The organism is Nitrospirota bacterium (assembly GCA_023229435.1).
GTDB lineage: Bacteria > Nitrospirota > UBA9217 > UBA9217 > UBA9217 > JALNZF01.
In genome coordinates this window covers 40,051-54,362 of sequence record JALNZF010000022.1, presented here as the reverse complement: position 1 = coordinate 54,362, position 14,312 = coordinate 40,051, and the positions used below count along the sequence as shown (strand labels likewise).

The window sequence follows — 14,312 nt, the reverse complement described above, 5'->3', positions numbered from 1 at the left end:
TTGTTTTTCTGCATGCTCAATTCATATCATATTTTCCTCATCCATTACAAGCTAAAAACCCTTACGTAGAGCGGGTTCTGTGAGCTTTCAAGCTCATTTTTACCCACTCGGTAAGGACAAGACCCTAAAAACAGAACAGGGCACGCCCTGCATTATGGATGAAACTGTCCTTGACTTTAGGTCTGTTAAATCAGTATACTTCATGAAAATCGAAAAAAGCATTCGACATTCACCAGATACGTGCAGCGTCAGGTTCTTTCTGGAGCGCGTAGATAATTTTTACTGAAGAGCCCGGAATACCTCATGTGATCGGAGTGCAGATCTAATGGAGAACCGAAGAAAGCATAAGAGATACAGTTTGGATCTGGTAGATATAAACGGCAAGATGAGCTTGACCGACATGGTCGAAGTCCTTGACATCAGTCTCGGCGGAGTTGCCCTGAAAGCGGACCGGAGACTTAATATCGGCAAAGAATATTTGATCAAGCTGCAAAAAAAAGGGGGCTTTCTCGAGGTGAAGGGCATTGTCGTCCGTTCGGAGTTAAGCGGTATGAAAGACAAAGGCCACGGAGAAGGGGCCTCGATATACACAGCAGGGTTGGTATTCAAAGACGGCTATACGGATAAGATCGCCGATTTTCTCAAACCGATCGAACATACGAAAAAGAAAGAACCGCCGGCTGTTGATAATCGGCGGCTCAATGTCAGGTTTCAAATCACCACCCCCGGGGAGGACATTTTGAACTATCCTCTCCAGTTCAAGGTGAGATCGATCAGCCTGGGCGGCATGCTCATCCAAACCGAGCAGTCCGTTGAGATCAAAAGTACTATCCCCATGGAATTGTCTCTGAATGCCGACAAGGCTGTTACGTTTATCGGAAGAGCTGTTTCATGCACGCAAACGGAAAATGCGGGACAAACATACTATAATATCGGCGTGGAGTTCACCGATCTGACAGAGAAAGATACAACCCTGCTTCAGACGTTTATCGACTATCTGGCGAAAATCGAGACTAAAAACAACGGCTCATAAACCGGCAAAGAGCTCGGATAAATAATCCTGCTCAGTGTTCCTTCGATGGAGCTCTTCCTGCGTTCCTCCTGAACAAAGCATTGCGTAATGTCAAAATCTAACCACAGAGTACACAGATAACGGCTTGAATTCAGGGGGTAAATACATATCCTACCTTCCTCCCCCTCTGTGTCCCTCTTATTAACCAGCGCTTCTGATCCTGTTCTTGACCCTTTAACCACGAGTTCTCAGAACATCTTACTGAAATAGTGATCTCACCAGGTCCAGGTTTTCACCCTAAATCCCTCGGTGACCTCTGCCTGCGCCCAGCGTTTACGAGTGGAACCGCGAGTGCAGGGTGTGGTTTCATAACTTTCCTCTCCGGTTTTCATAGAACTTTTGACAGTATCCGGACAAACCGGAACCAATTTTACCACGAAGACACGAAGGCACGAAGAAATACAGAAGTAACTTTATATCTTGATTAACCGTATAATTTAAAAGGTTTTCTTTGTGTCTTAGTGCCTTTGTGGTGAAATCTTTCCCCCATTACAGTCATGAAGACCTCGAAGAAAATCTTTTTTTCTCCCCTTCCTCGAATATTGTTACCTTCCCGAACTCGCCATCATACCCCGGCGAGATATGAACATTCCCCGCGCGCATGCGCGAGACAGCCTCGCGGATGAGCGGCGTGCCTGCTCGCTCAATATCATCGAGCGGCGCGTCCAGCAGTATCTTGAACTCATTGCCGAGCCGTTCGAGCATGGGCAGATACAGGGCGTTCACTTTCTTCGTGTTCACCCCGCATTCCAGTCCCTCGGCAATGATCTCCGGCAGGGGGATGATAGAGGCAAAAGGGGGAGCGCCCGAACGTTTGAAGCCTTCTTCCCGGTCCGCGAGTTTCGCAACCCGGTGCATAACGCCAATGGTCACCTTCCTGCCGCAGGCCGGGCAGAGATAATTATTCTCCATCGTTTCTTTCGGCGTCAGGCTCACCCCGCAAGCCCGGTGGCCGTCGTAGTGATACTTCCCCTGCTCGGGGAAAAACTCGATGGTCCCGAGAAATCCTTTTCGCGTCTTGATGGCCTTCATCATTGATGCGTAGGAGATGTCCGTGTCGAGGATGTTCGCCTCGCGCCCGATCTTTGCCGCGGAGTGGGCGTCCGAGTTCGAGACAAGCGTGACCGTATCAAGAGCGGAGAGCCGCCAGTTCATGAGCGGGTCTGATGAAAGCCCTGTCTCGACGGCATGGATATGCGGCGTCAGTTCCTCATAGCATTCTTCCAGTGAATCGAAGCCCGAGGCAGCGCCGAGTACGGAGAAGTGCGGCGTCCAGATATGAGCGGGGATGAGCATGGCATCAGGCGAGGCATCGAGGGTGATCCGGAGCAGTTTCTTTGCGTCGAGCCCCAGAATCGGCCGGCCGTCGGACTTGAGGTTGCCGATCTTTGACAGGGCCAGGTTCAATCGCTCGGCACTCGCGAAGTCCGGCGCGAGAATGATGGAATGGACCTTCCGCGTCCTTCCGTTCTTGCTGTAGATGCTGCTGATCTCGGCGGAGAGGATGAACGAGACATCCGCTTGACACGACCCGGGAACGTCCTCGGTCGTGTGCTTTTTCTTAAGCGTGAATAAACCGTTGCCGGCTGGATCGAGCTTCTTCTTCAGCTCTTTGATCCATTGGGGATGGGTAAAGTCTCCGGTCCCGATAACGGTAATGCCCTTGAGCTGGGCCCATTTCCAGATGCCTTCCGGGCACATATCCGGGCTTGTGGCACGGGAGTAGTGGGAATGAACGTGAAGGTCGGATATGAATCGCACGGCAGATTATAGCATTATCCCAGGGGTTGAGAAACAGAATTTTCGGGTCCGTCTCGAGATCATTTTCCGTGCGTTCACGTATCATGATAGCTTCGCTGCTCTCAAGCGCCCCATCGCTCGTCAAAGCAGAGCTCATCGAGAGACTTCCTCTTCGGACCGTCCTTCTTCTCCTCAATCGGATATCCCAGCGGCAGAAGCCCGATGATCCTGATCGAAGCCGGAATGTTCAAAAGTTTTTTCACCCTCTCCTCGTCATAGACGCCCACGAAGACCGAACCGAGGCCCTGGCCCCGCGCGGCAAGCATCAGATTCTGTGCGGCGATGCCGGCATCCACAAGATAGTAGTTCTGGTCCCAGAGCACGCCTGACAGGGCCGGATCAGCGCAGAATATGATGACCACCGGCGCCCCGGCAAGGGCCTTTTTCGAGGGATTGGACGTGTAGCCCTTGGACGCAAAGTAAGACTCCACGTAAGACAGGTCGCTGATCTTCTCCCGCGTTGCCTTGTCCTTCACCACCACCATGCGCCAGCACTGCATGTTCGCCCACGACGGCGCCATGCGCACTGCATCCAGCACGGACCGGAGCTTCTCGTCTTCAACAGGCCTGTCCTGATATGTGCGGACGCTCCTGCGTGTCTTGATTGCTTCGAATAGTTCCATGGTTACCCCTCCCCTTCATAGAGCATCGAGGCCATCCGGTCTTCATTGGCCTCGATGCTTTCAAGCAACCTGAACTGCACCCGGGCACGGTGAAGATTGTGTGTCGGATAGGCAATCTTGAAATAGGTGTCCCCGCGCAGATAGTCCGCAAGGAAGCGGAGACCAAGCTCAAACGTGATCACTTTCACGGATTGGGGAAGGAGTTCAAGCTCTTTTTTCGTAAGAAACACTCCTGCTTCGCGAAGATAACCCTCCGCGATGGCCTCGAAGAGCGTCATGTCGATGTTGACCGATTCGAGGTCCCTCGCGTTCTCTCCCGCGGGATTCGCGGCGGAGCGCACGCAGTCGCCGAAATCGAAGTGCACGATACCGGGTTTCACCGTATCGAGGTCGAGCATGCACAACGCCTCTCCGGTCTCCCTATGGATCATGATGTTGTTCACCTTCGGATCATTGTGCACAACCCTGAGCGGCAGCTGTTTCGAATCCATAAGCGTCGTGAGGACCGGGGCAAGCGCTCTCCTGCGGGAGACAACGGTTATTTCCGCTTTGACCTCGTCTGCGCGTTGTTTCACATTGGCGATCAGCGCGTCATCAAACTGCGTAAGATAGAGGGGCGTGTGGTGGAATCCGGGAAGCGTATCATGAAGCAAATCGGGCGACAGGTCCGAGACCAGCGCCTGGAATCTGCCGAGGCCGCGGCCGACCTCGTATGCGTGCTTCGCATCCGGGACCGTATCAGCCACAGCGCCGGATTCGATGAAATGGAACATCCGCCAGTATGACCCTGCCTCATCGCGCAGGAACGATCGTTCGTTGCGGGTGTGAATAAGCGCGGGCGTGACAGAAGCAGGATCTGAAATGCCCGAGGCGAGGAGCCTCTTCATGATGTGAGCGGTGACGATTTCGACATTCTCCATCACCTGTTCGGGATGCGTGAATACCGATGTATTGATACGCTGGAGAATGTATTTGCGAACGGAACCGCCTTCCCGGAACTCGCAGAGATAGGTGTCGTTGATCAGGCCGGAGCCGAACCGATCGGCCTTGATGAATGTTCCGGAAATGGAGAATTGGGAGATGATGGATGTGAGCATATTATTATCCGTTCGTGGTGAGCCTCTAATCCGTTCGTGGTGAGCATGTCGAACCACAATCCTATCCTTCGACAAGCTTCCTTCGACAAGCTCAGGATGAACGGAAATATAAACTACATGCAACATTATCCGTTCGTGGTAAGCCTCTTATCCGTTCGTGGTGAGCTTGTCGAACCACAATCCAATTATTTAGCCATCGGTCCAGTCCATGCACTTTTTTATAAAGATTTACCGCTGCACACTTTACTTTTTGCAAGCCTGCTTATCTCTGCCCAATCTCCCCGGATCAATGCTTCTTTTTTCTTTCGACTCCATCCTTTTATTTGCCGTTCGCAAACAAGGGCCTCTAACCGCGTTGGGAAATCTTGTGAGAATGACAAAGTAATTGGAAGCCGCGTCGATGTATAGCCGTGAAACTCACCTGACTGATGTTCGCTTATTCGAGTTTCCAGGTTATCGGTGTGACCTGTATAGTACGATCCATCTGAACATTTTAGTATATAGACCCAGAATGACAAAAGCAGGCTCCTGATAAAGGATTGTCCTTCGACAAGCTTCCTTCGACAAGCTTCCTTCGACAAGCTTCCTTCGACAAGCTTCCTTCGACAAGCTTCCTTCGACAGGCTTCCTTCGACAAGCTTCCTTCGACAAGCTCAGGACGAACGGTGTATCTGCTCGGCATGAACAGAAAGAATCGACGTTCCCCTTACTTCTTCGCGACGATCAAAAAAACCGGAAACTCTTTTTTCCCTCTTCCCTCGACGTCCCGTAGCATGGTCGTTGCCGTGGTATCACGAACATCGTGGAATCCGGCGGAAAGAAGCAGTTTTTTCAGGTGTTCACGGTCAAAGCCCGTATGGAACACTCCCGTGTTGTCGCCATGGAACGACCCGTCTTCAGCGTCAAGATCGGCAAAGCTCAAGAGCCCGCCCGGCAGCAGGAGTTCGTGCCATTGTTTGAACAGCCTTGCCGTGTCCGGCACATGGTGCAGGGTCATGCTGCTCACGAGCAGATGGAATCCGCCTTCAACGCGGCCGCCCTTCTCAAAATCCACGAAGCGGGTCCGTGCATTCGCGATCCCCTGCGTCCTGATCTTTCCCTCCAGAACACCGAGCATGCCCAAGGAACTGTCCACGCCAAGGATGGTCCTGACGAGAGGCTGCAGCCTGAGCGTGACCAGACCGGTCCCGCACCCGAAGTCCAGCACGTCCATGTCGCGCGCCGGCGCCGCCTCTCTGATGATCGCGTCAGCCACCTCGTTCGCAAGCTTCACCCGTCCCGGGTTTGCGTCCCACTGCGCCGCTTCCTTGTCAAAATCTTTTTTCTTTTCCGGTTGCATGGGTCGATCTCCTCTGACCATGATCCTGCATTCAGACGGCAACGATCAAGCCTCAACACCCCTTTTTTATTCCGCTGCTCTTTGCCTTGACGAGCGCCTGATCAGCGTGGTCGATGAGCGCTTTGCGGTCAATGCCGTCGTGGGGGAACGTGGCCGCTCCGAAGCTGATCGTGACACTGCCTCCCGGCAGATTCTCCCGACCCGCAAAAGGATATTCGGCAACAAGCACCCGGATCCTCTCGGCAAAAGCGATCGCCTCTTCCCAGGAGATCTCGGGCAGGATTACCGCAAATGTCTCGAACCCGTATCTGGCCGCGACATTCGATTTGCGGGTATTTTTTTTGAAGAGCTCCGCAATCGTATAGAGCACTTTGTCTCCCGCCGTCTGACCGTGGGTATCATTGTATTTCATAAAATGATCAACAGACATCAAAAGTACGGAAAACACATGGTTATATCTCTTCGAACGTTCGACCTCGGTCGCAAGCAACTCGTAAAAATGACGGTGATTGAACAAGCCGGTCAGGCCGTCCTGCATGGCAAGTTCTCTCAAAGCCGCGTTCATCCGAGTGGCTTCTTCGTTCTTCATTTTCAACTCTTCCAAAAGAATCCTGTTTTCCCGGATCAAATTCACTTTTTCCACCGCCCGCAGAGTTACCATGGAAATAACATTGATATCATCAAAAGGTTTAATAAGGTAGTCGTACGCGTTGGACCTCAGCGCTTCGATCGCGGTCTTCAATTCCGCATGACTGGTCATAATGATGACCTGCGTGTCCGCGCTGATCTGTTTGATCTTTTTGAGCAGATCGATGCCGCTCATTCCCGGCATGACGATATCGCTGATGAGCAGGGAATAATCACCTTTGGCAAATAACTCCAATGCTTCTTCCCCGCTTCCCGCAACATCCACATGATGGCCGTCTTCGGAGAGAACGAGCGATACTACTTGTGAGATGCTCGGTTCATCATCCACTACAAGAATATCTAACTTCATCGTCATCGGCTTCCTCCTCCACCGTTATCGGTTTTTTCACCTGGCGCGTGAACAAATCGTCAAAAGCCGCCACGAAGAACGCAGTTAACTGCATGCGATTACTATCGATATCAACCCTCTTCCGACAATTCCGTCCGGACAAGGGCGAGGATCGCCGAATGGGGCACGATAAGATATTTTTTCTCCTCGAACTCTATCTCCATTGATTGGTCTTTGAGGAAGATGGCGTAATCGCCATCGGCAGCCTGCAGAGGGAGGTACTTAATGTCCTTCTTGCCGGTCCTCCAGGATTCGTCGGGCGTGTTGTCCGGAATGGGATACCCCGGCCCCGTCTTCACCACATGACCGCCCATGATCTTTTCCTTTTCCTTGACCGTGGGAGGAAGATAGAGCCCCGAAGGCGTCTTGTCCATCCGCTCGTCAGGATCGATGAGGACCCTGTCTCCCACGATGATAAGGTTCTTCTTGGTTTTCATGCATCACCTCGACACGATCTCCTGCGATGATCATTCTTGTACCTGCTCATGGTACGCTCGTGGCCGACCGGCAGCACTCACTTGTAATGAGAGCCCCAATGTCTCGACCATTTCCCCGCCTTAAAAATTACACGGAAAAATTTCCTGCTATGATCAATATATCACATCGGACAGGAATTATTATACCAAAATATGCAACCGATAATCCTCTTCTTTCCGTGTTGCCATTGGGGGTTTTTCGCGCTACACTATGCGCATGCACGGGAACGTTAAGCGCTTTTACCCTGAGTATGCAGTAGCATGCTTTTTCATGGATTTTATCCGACATTATCGGTGTCAAAGACGTTAGCTTGTTTTATCAAATTGTGGAAAACATGAATAGGGAAAAGATAAAACTCGGCATCAGTTCCTGTCTGCTCGGCAATCCGGTCCGCTATGACGGCGGCCACAAGCTCGACCATTTCCTGTCCGATACCCTCGGCCAGTATGTGGAATGGGTGCCGGTATGCCCCGAGGTTGAATGCGGCCTGCCGATCCCGCGCGAGGCCATGCACTTGGTGGGCGACCCGGAGAAGCCCCGGCTCATCACGATCCTGACCAACGTGGACCACTCGGCGCGCATGAAAATCTGGGCAAAGAAAAAAGTCGCGGAGCTGGAAAAAACGGGCCTCTGCGGCTTTGTGTTCAAGAGCCGGTCGCCCAGCTCGGGCATGCGCGGGGTCAAGATCTACACTGAGGCAGGCATCCCGAACGCCATTGGCTCCGGGCTCTTCGCCAAAGCGTTCATGGAGAAGTTTCCCCTCCTCCCCGTGGAAGATGAGGGCAGGCTGCATGATCCCGGGATCCGGGAGAACTTCATCGAACGGATCTTCGTCTATCGACGCTGGCAGGAATATGTCAAGGCGGACGGATCTCTCAGGGGGCTGGTCTCATTTCACACGGCACACAAGCTCCTGCTGATGTCCCACAGCCTGAAGCATTACACCGAACTGGGGAAGCTGGTCGCCGCGGGGAAAACGTTCCGCAAAGAAAAACTGCACACGCGCTATCGGGAAATGCTGTTTGAAGGCCTCAGGTTCCTGGCCACGGTAAAGAAGAACACCAACGTGCTGCAGCACATGGCCGGTTACTTCAAGGATAAGCTCTCAGCAGATGAGAAGAAGGAACTGCAGGACGTCATCACGAACTACCACCGGGAACTGGTGCCGCTCATCGTTCCGATCACCCTGCTGCAGCACCATGTCCGCAAGTACAACGTCGAGTACCTTAACCAGCAGGTCTACCTGAACCCCCATCCACTGGAGCTGATGCTCCGGAACCACATATAGAAGCGTCCTGCCTGTCGCGATTATTTGCTCTTGAACAGGCCCCTCACCCCGTTCATTCTCCCGCGTCTGAAACCGGAAGAACCGCGCTTTACAGATTACCGCGCAGTTTTTCCACGGTCAAGATCCGTTTCACCGCCAACTCGTAGGCGGCCTTCCGCATCCGGCACTTTGCTTCGCGGCAGTGGTCATTGACGTCGTTGAACGCCGCGGTCATGATCAGCTTCAGCCGTTCAAGTACTTTTTCTTCCGGCCAGGTCTCGTTGCTTAAATTCTGACTCCATTCGAAATAGCTCACCACGACGCCGCCTGCGTTGGCGAGAATATCGGGGATGACCAGAATGTCCCTGTTGAAGAGAATTTCATCGGCTTGCGCGGTGAGCGGCGCGTTCGCGAGCTCGAGGACGATCTTTGCCTTCACGTCATGGGCATTATTCGCGTCGAGCTGGTTCGAGAGAGCCGCTGGTATCAGGATCTCACAGTCAATGGCAAGAAGCTCTGCAGGGGAAATGGTTCTTGCGCCTTCGAAGCCGGCGACGCTGCCGGTCTTGGCCTTGTGATGTCTGAGCGAAGGGACATCGATCCCCCCCGGGTCCATGATGGCTCCGGTCGCGTCGCTCACGGCCACGACCGTGTAGCCCCAGTAATGGAGCATGCGTGCGGCATTCCCGCCCACGTTGCCGAACCCTTGGACCGCAACACGGCTCCCGTGCGCTTTCATGCCCTTTTCCTTCATGGCCTGCTCAAGCACATGGACGCCGCCCAGCGCGGTCGAGTACCTTCGCGCCCTGATGCCGCCCAGCGCAGGGGGTTTTCCCGTGACCACGGCGGGAACGTGCTCACGCTTGATCCGCTCATACTCGTCAAGTACCCACGCCATGATCTGCTCATCGGTGTACACGTCGGGCGCGGGGATATCCTTGAACGGCCCAATGTGGTCCGCGATGGCCCGGATATACCCGCGCGTAACCAGTTCGAGATCGCGCTTCGAAAGTTCCATGGGATTGACCGCAACACCCCCCTTTGCCCCTCCGAAGGGGATGTTCACCACCGCGCACTTGAGCGCCATGAGGAGGGCCAGTTCGCTCGCATGCTCTTCGTCCATCCCGGGATGAAAGCGAATGCCTCCCTTGGCAGGGCCGCGCGCATCATTGTACTGCACGCGATAACCCGTATGCATCTGGGTCCTGCCCGTGGTCATCTTCACGGGAAAGCTCACCGTAAAGGACCGCCGGGGCGTGGACAGAAGGTCGAGTTCCTCCTGCTTGAGACCGAGGTCGGCGTAGACGGTCTGCAATTCGGTCATGGCGAGACTGCGAAGTTCTCTTTCGTCATGGTGGATACGGTCGTGGTTTGTTTCCATGTGTTTTCCCTCTGGGAAAAAGATCAACGTTCAGAGTTCATAGTTCATGGTAACAACGACTCGAACGCATGACTTTTTCTTAAACTTTGAGCTTTGAACTTGAACTCTGAACTATAATCTTGCCAAACCCGTCTTCTTCGCTGTCTCGGCCACGGCAGCTGCCACGGATGCAACCACCGTGCGGTCGAAAATGCTCGGGATAATATAGTCCTCATGCAGCTCCCCGGTCTTGACCGTGTGGGCGATGGCTTTGGCGGCGGCGAGCTTCACCGCCTCGTTTACGCCGCGCGCCCGCACATCGAGCAATCCCCGGAACATGCCGGGGAAACAAAGCATATTGTTTATCTGGTTCGGGTAGTCCGACCGTCCTGTTGCCATGATCCGCACCAGCGGCATGGCCTCCTCAGGCGAGATCTCGGGCTCGGGATTGGCGAGTGCGAATACGATCGGGTCTTTCGCCATTCTCTTGATGTCATGCGCGGTGATTACATTGGGAGCCGATACCCCGATGAAAACATGCGATCCCTTCATGGCATCGGATATGCTGCCCGTCACTTTTCGCGGGTTCGTGGATTTCGCCAGCGCGCCTTTATAGGGGTCCATATCCGGCTTTCTGCCCGCGTACAGCGCGCCGACCCTGTCACACACGATAATGTCCCTCACCCCCGAGGCCAGGAGTATCTTCGCGGTCGCCGAACCGGCGGCTCCCGCGCCGACGATCACGATCCTGAACTTTTTCAGGTCGCGCTTGAGCAACCTCGCGACATTGATGAGCGCGGCCAGCACAACCACGGCAGTGCCGTGCTGGTCGTCATGGAACACCGGGATGTCGAGCAGACCCCGGAGCCGGGATTCTATCTCAAAACAGCGGGGCGCGGAAATGTCCTCGAGGTTGATGCCGCCGAAGGCCGGCGCGATGTTCTTGACCGTGGAGATGATCCCCTCCACGTCTTTGGTCGCCAGCACGAGGGGGAAGGCATTGATGTTCGCGAACTCCTTGAAGATCATGGCCTTGCCTTCCATGACCGGCAGCCCGGCCTCAGGCCCGATGTTGCCCAGACCAAGGACCGCGGTCCCGTCGCTTATCACGGCGACGGAATTTCCCTTCATGGTGTACCGGTACGTGTGCTCCCGGTGCTGATGGATATCCATGCAGACCCGCGCGACGCCCGGTGTGTAGACTTTGGACAGATCGTTCCGGTCGCGCACGGGGAGCTTGTTCCTGATCTCGATCTTCCCGCCCTCATGGGCCGTGAATGTGCGGTCCAGGGATCTGAGGACCTTCACGCCGCGCAGGCTCGTGATTGCCTTCACGATCGCCTGCTCGTGCTCCTCGTTACGGGCGTTCACGGTAATGTCGCGGAAGATCGTGCCCTTGCCGACGCCGACGATGTCAACCGCGCCCATATCGCCGCCGGCGCTGCTGATGGCCGTGGCGATTTTCGCGAACATGCCGATCCTGTTCTCGATCTCCACCCGTATCGTAATGCTGTAGCTCGGACTGGGAGGGGGTATGGGATGTTTCATGGTATAGTCTCCTTTGTTTCCTATTATAGAAGCTATTCTCCCGATGGTCAACAAAACTGTCGCTAAATAAAAAAAGTTGAAAATTAATATGTTCCGTTTTTTTAAAATCACCGTGCAAAAATCTATTGGAGCAGGTATAATAAGCACCAGGTCAATGTCGTTCTGTTCTCCTGTCTGAGGGAAAGTACTCTATGCCTGACTACCGCATCGAAAAAGACTCCCTTGGTGAAGTAAAGGTCCCCGTGGACGCGCTCTACGGGGCACAGACCCAGCGCGCGGTGGAAAACTTCCCCGTGAGCGGCATGCGGTTCCCCCGCGTCTTTATCCGGACGCTCGGGCTCATCAAGGCGGTCGCGGCGGAGGTGAACGTGGGACTGGGCATGCTCGACCCCACGGTCGCGCATGCCGTTCATCTCTCCGCCCTCGAAGTTGCGGACGGCAAATGGGATGACCACTTCCCGCTTGATATCTTCCAGACCGGCTCGGCAACATCCACGAACATGAACGCCAACGAGGTGATCGCGAATCGCGCCACGCAGATGCTCGGCCCTTCGGCGAAGCCGGTCCACCCGAACAACGACGTGAACATGGGCCAGTCCTCGAATGATGTCATCCCCGCCGCGATCCATGTGAGCGCCTACATTCAGACACATGAAGTGCTCATCCCCTCGCTCAGGCATCTTTATATCATGCTGAAAAAACGTGAGGGTGAATTTGGGTACCTCGTAAAAACGGGCCGCACACACCTGATGGATGCAATGCCGATCAAGCTCAGCCAGGAGATCAGCGGATGGGCCTTCCAGGTCGGGCAGAGTATCGAGCGCATCGAATCCGCGCTGCCCCGCCTTGCAAAGCTCGCGATCGGTGGAACTGCCGTGGGCACCGGCGTCAACGCGCCGAAGGATTTCGGAAAGATCGTCGCCGGCAGGCTTGCCGGCCGCACCAAACTGCCCTTTGTGGAAACAGACAACCACTTCGCCGCCCAGGCGACCATGGACACGGCCGTGGAACTGAGCGGACATCTGAAAACTACCGCCTCTTCCTTCATGAAGATGGCGAACGACCTGCGCTGGATGAACAGCGGCCCGATCGCGGGGCTCGGCGAGATATCACTGCCGTCGCTCCAGCCCGGGTCGAGCATCATGCCCGGCAAGGTAAACCCGGTCATGTGCGAGATGATGATGATGGTCTGCGCCCAGGTCACCGGGAATGATGCCGCCATTACGATCGCCAACCAGCATGGCAATTTCGAGTTGAACGTCATGCTGCCCGTCATCGCCCATAACCTGCTCCAGTCCATCACCCTGCTCGGGAATGCATCCCGGCTTCTTGCTGACAAGGCAATAGCAGGCTTCACTGTTAATCAGGAACGTATTGCAGGCTTGGTGGACAAGAACCCCATACTCGTGACAGCGCTGAACCCCGTCATCGGCTATGACAAGGCCGCGCAGATCGCGAAGAAGGCGTATGCAGAGGGCCGCGCTCTCAAGGACGTTGCCGCTGAGATGACGGGGATGTCGAAGGAAGAATTAAATAAATTGCTCGATCCGAAGAAGATGACCGAAGGCGGGACAGCAGAATAATAATATACGTGTAAGACTTTTTTCTACGCATTATCAACAGCGCCGACTTTTTTTCGTCGTCGTAAAGCGCGAAGGGTAGCGGATTCAGATAGAAACCTGATCTGACAAAGACAACAGTCACTATTTCATCCCCTGAAACAGGATCCATGCCTTCTTTTGGGATCTTTGATGATGTGCGGTCTGCTAGGCATTAGGAGGAGCAGAGAAGTAAAATTGCCGCAAAAAGTAAATATTTCTTCATAGATAGTTTTCCTCAATAGATGATTCGACCGATTCAGGCATGATCCCCCTGTTTCGGTCTAGTCACTTGATCGATCATGCGGTTCGTGACAATGAGATACGAGGACAGCAATAAGGAAAAAGCGGGCCGCATGCCTGTCGTCGGCAGCAGGTGCAGCCCGCTTAATTCAGAGCGCGTACAGATTATTTCCGGCCTCCCAAGCGAAATGCCTATTGCCTGTATTTGATCACGGTCCCGGTGACTGTCGTCGTATACCCATTCAGCAAATACGCCCAGAACCAGGATTCCGAGATAACAGGATTCAGCAGCGCATCTCCGCCTTTGCTCTTGACTGCATTCCGATACGCGTCCACGAACCTGTCGTTCTGTCCGATCGGGATCAAATTGAACAACATGATTCCGGTTGAACTTCCTTCCCCTTCACCCAGCACTTCGTATTTCGCGCTCGACATTTCGGTTGGCAGTTTCAACGGCGCGGAACTGCAACCAAAAGCAAAAACCAGAGAGAGCACAAGACCGACCAGTAGAGCTTTTTTCATTTTCTTTCACCTCCTTTCTATATGAGTTTTATACACAATCGAATGAATAATTCGACTAATGATGTTAATCGGACGTGGGGCTGATATGATATTGAAAGAGAAACGGTGGTCATTATTGCAATTGCTTTAGTAACGATGTCCAAAGGGAGATTCGTTTTCGCCCTCGACATGTCTCCTTTCCATTAAAATAGACCGGATTTTCCAATTTCATTTAACCTCTTTGTAAACATGGAGCGGAATCTGTTATTGATGCGTCATTCTCAATTGTGTGCTACTTGAGTCCGATAAGCTCCTTGGGCATCAGTACGCGTCTTCATAATCACCGACAAA

13 protein-coding genes are annotated in these 14,312 nt (G+C 53.7%); 3 read left to right on the top strand and 10 right to left on the bottom strand.

Features of this window, described 5'->3' with window-relative positions:
- The first annotated feature begins 358 nt into the window (after positions 1 to 358).
- Entirely contained in the window at positions 359 to 1,033 is a 675-nt protein-coding gene (locus M0R70_13125) for a PilZ domain-containing protein (GenBank protein ID MCK9420313.1), read from the top strand.
- Positions 1,034 to 1,567: 534 nt separating this feature from the next.
- Here the strand turns inward: M0R70_13125 and M0R70_13120 are convergent.
- The 7 genes from M0R70_13120 to M0R70_13090 form a co-directional block, all read right to left on the bottom strand.
- Positions 1,568 to 2,833, bottom strand: coding sequence for an endonuclease Q family protein (locus M0R70_13120; protein ID MCK9420312.1), 1,266 nt, complete (start codon positions 2,831 to 2,833; stop codon positions 1,568 to 1,570).
- A gap of 101 nt (positions 2,834 to 2,934) precedes the next feature.
- Positions 2,935 to 3,495 (bottom strand): nitroreductase family protein, encoded by a 561-nt coding sequence (locus M0R70_13115; protein ID MCK9420311.1) that lies wholly within the window; start codon positions 3,493 to 3,495, stop codon positions 2,935 to 2,937.
- Positions 3,496 to 3,497: 2 nt separating this feature from the next.
- Positions 3,498 to 4,592, bottom strand: a complete 1,095-nt coding sequence (locus M0R70_13110; protein ID MCK9420310.1) for an aminoglycoside phosphotransferase family protein — start codon at positions 4,590 to 4,592, stop codon at positions 3,498 to 3,500.
- Between the two features lie 218 nt (positions 4,593 to 4,810).
- A complete protein-coding gene (locus M0R70_13105; GenBank protein MCK9420309.1) occupies positions 4,811 to 5,110 on the bottom strand; it encodes a GIY-YIG nuclease family protein in 300 nt (99 codons plus the stop codon).
- Between the two features lie 188 nt (positions 5,111 to 5,298).
- Entirely contained in the window at positions 5,299 to 5,931 is a 633-nt protein-coding gene (locus M0R70_13100; GenBank protein ID MCK9420308.1) for a class I SAM-dependent methyltransferase, read from the bottom strand.
- 52 nt (positions 5,932 to 5,983) lie between these two features.
- Entirely contained in the window at positions 5,984 to 6,934 is a 951-nt protein-coding gene (locus tag M0R70_13095) for a diguanylate cyclase (protein ID MCK9420307.1), read from the bottom strand.
- Positions 6,935 to 7,038: 104 nt separating this feature from the next.
- A complete protein-coding gene (locus M0R70_13090) occupies positions 7,039 to 7,404 on the bottom strand; it encodes a co-chaperone GroES family protein (GenBank protein MCK9420306.1) in 366 nt (121 codons plus the stop codon).
- A 374-nt stretch (positions 7,405 to 7,778) separates the two neighbouring features.
- Here M0R70_13090 and M0R70_13085 point away from each other — a divergent pair, with 374 nt between their 5' ends.
- Positions 7,779 to 8,732 (top strand): DUF523 and DUF1722 domain-containing protein, encoded by a 954-nt coding sequence (locus M0R70_13085; GenBank protein ID MCK9420305.1) that lies wholly within the window; start codon positions 7,779 to 7,781, stop codon positions 8,730 to 8,732.
- Positions 8,733 to 8,820: 88 nt separating this feature from the next.
- Here M0R70_13085 and M0R70_13080 read toward each other — a convergent pair whose 3' ends face one another.
- On the bottom strand, positions 8,821 to 10,092 hold the full coding sequence (locus M0R70_13080; GenBank protein ID MCK9420304.1) for a Glu/Leu/Phe/Val dehydrogenase: 1,272 nt from the start codon (positions 10,090 to 10,092) through the stop codon (positions 8,821 to 8,823).
- A gap of 111 nt (positions 10,093 to 10,203) precedes the next feature.
- A complete protein-coding gene (locus tag M0R70_13075) occupies positions 10,204 to 11,619 on the bottom strand; it encodes an NAD-dependent malic enzyme (protein ID MCK9420303.1) in 1,416 nt (471 codons plus the stop codon).
- A 191-nt stretch (positions 11,620 to 11,810) separates the two neighbouring features.
- Here M0R70_13075 and M0R70_13070 point away from each other — a divergent pair, with 191 nt between their 5' ends.
- Positions 11,811 to 13,202 carry a class II fumarate hydratase gene (locus tag M0R70_13070; GenBank protein ID MCK9420302.1) on the top strand — a complete coding sequence of 464 codons (1,392 nt, stop codon included), beginning with the start codon at positions 11,811 to 11,813 and terminating at the stop codon, positions 13,200 to 13,202.
- Between the two features lie 450 nt (positions 13,203 to 13,652).
- Here M0R70_13070 and M0R70_13065 read toward each other — a convergent pair whose 3' ends face one another.
- Entirely contained in the window at positions 13,653 to 13,982 is a 330-nt protein-coding gene (locus tag M0R70_13065; protein ID MCK9420301.1) for a hypothetical protein, read from the bottom strand.
- Positions 13,983 to 14,312 lie beyond the last annotated feature (330 nt).

Coding starts and splice junctions, on each gene's coding strand:
- M0R70_13115 (MCK9420311.1), bottom strand. CDS start 3,495: ATGGAACTATTCGAAGCAATCAAGACACGCAGGAGCGTCCGCACATAT.
- M0R70_13110 (MCK9420310.1), bottom strand. CDS start 4,592: ATGCTCACATCCATCATCTCCCAATTCTCCATTTCCGGAACATTCATC.
- M0R70_13100 (MCK9420308.1), bottom strand. CDS start 5,931: ATGCAACCGGAAAAGAAAAAAGATTTTGACAAGGAAGCGGCGCAGTGG.
- M0R70_13095 (MCK9420307.1), bottom strand. CDS start 6,934: ATGACGATGAAGTTAGATATTCTTGTAGTGGATGATGAACCGAGCATC.
- M0R70_13090 (MCK9420306.1), bottom strand. CDS start 7,404: ATGAAAACCAAGAAGAACCTTATCATCGTGGGAGACAGGGTCCTCATC.
- M0R70_13085 (MCK9420305.1), top strand. CDS start 7,779: ATGAATAGGGAAAAGATAAAACTCGGCATCAGTTCCTGTCTGCTCGGC.
- M0R70_13080 (MCK9420304.1), bottom strand. CDS start 10,092: ATGGAAACAAACCACGACCGTATCCACCATGACGAAAGAGAACTTCGC.
- M0R70_13075 (MCK9420303.1), bottom strand. CDS start 11,619: ATGAAACATCCCATACCCCCTCCCAGTCCGAGCTACAGCATTACGATA.
- M0R70_13070 (MCK9420302.1), top strand. CDS start 11,811: ATGCCTGACTACCGCATCGAAAAAGACTCCCTTGGTGAAGTAAAGGTC.
- M0R70_13065 (MCK9420301.1), bottom strand. CDS start 13,982: ATGAAAAAAGCTCTACTGGTCGGTCTTGTGCTCTCTCTGGTTTTTGCT.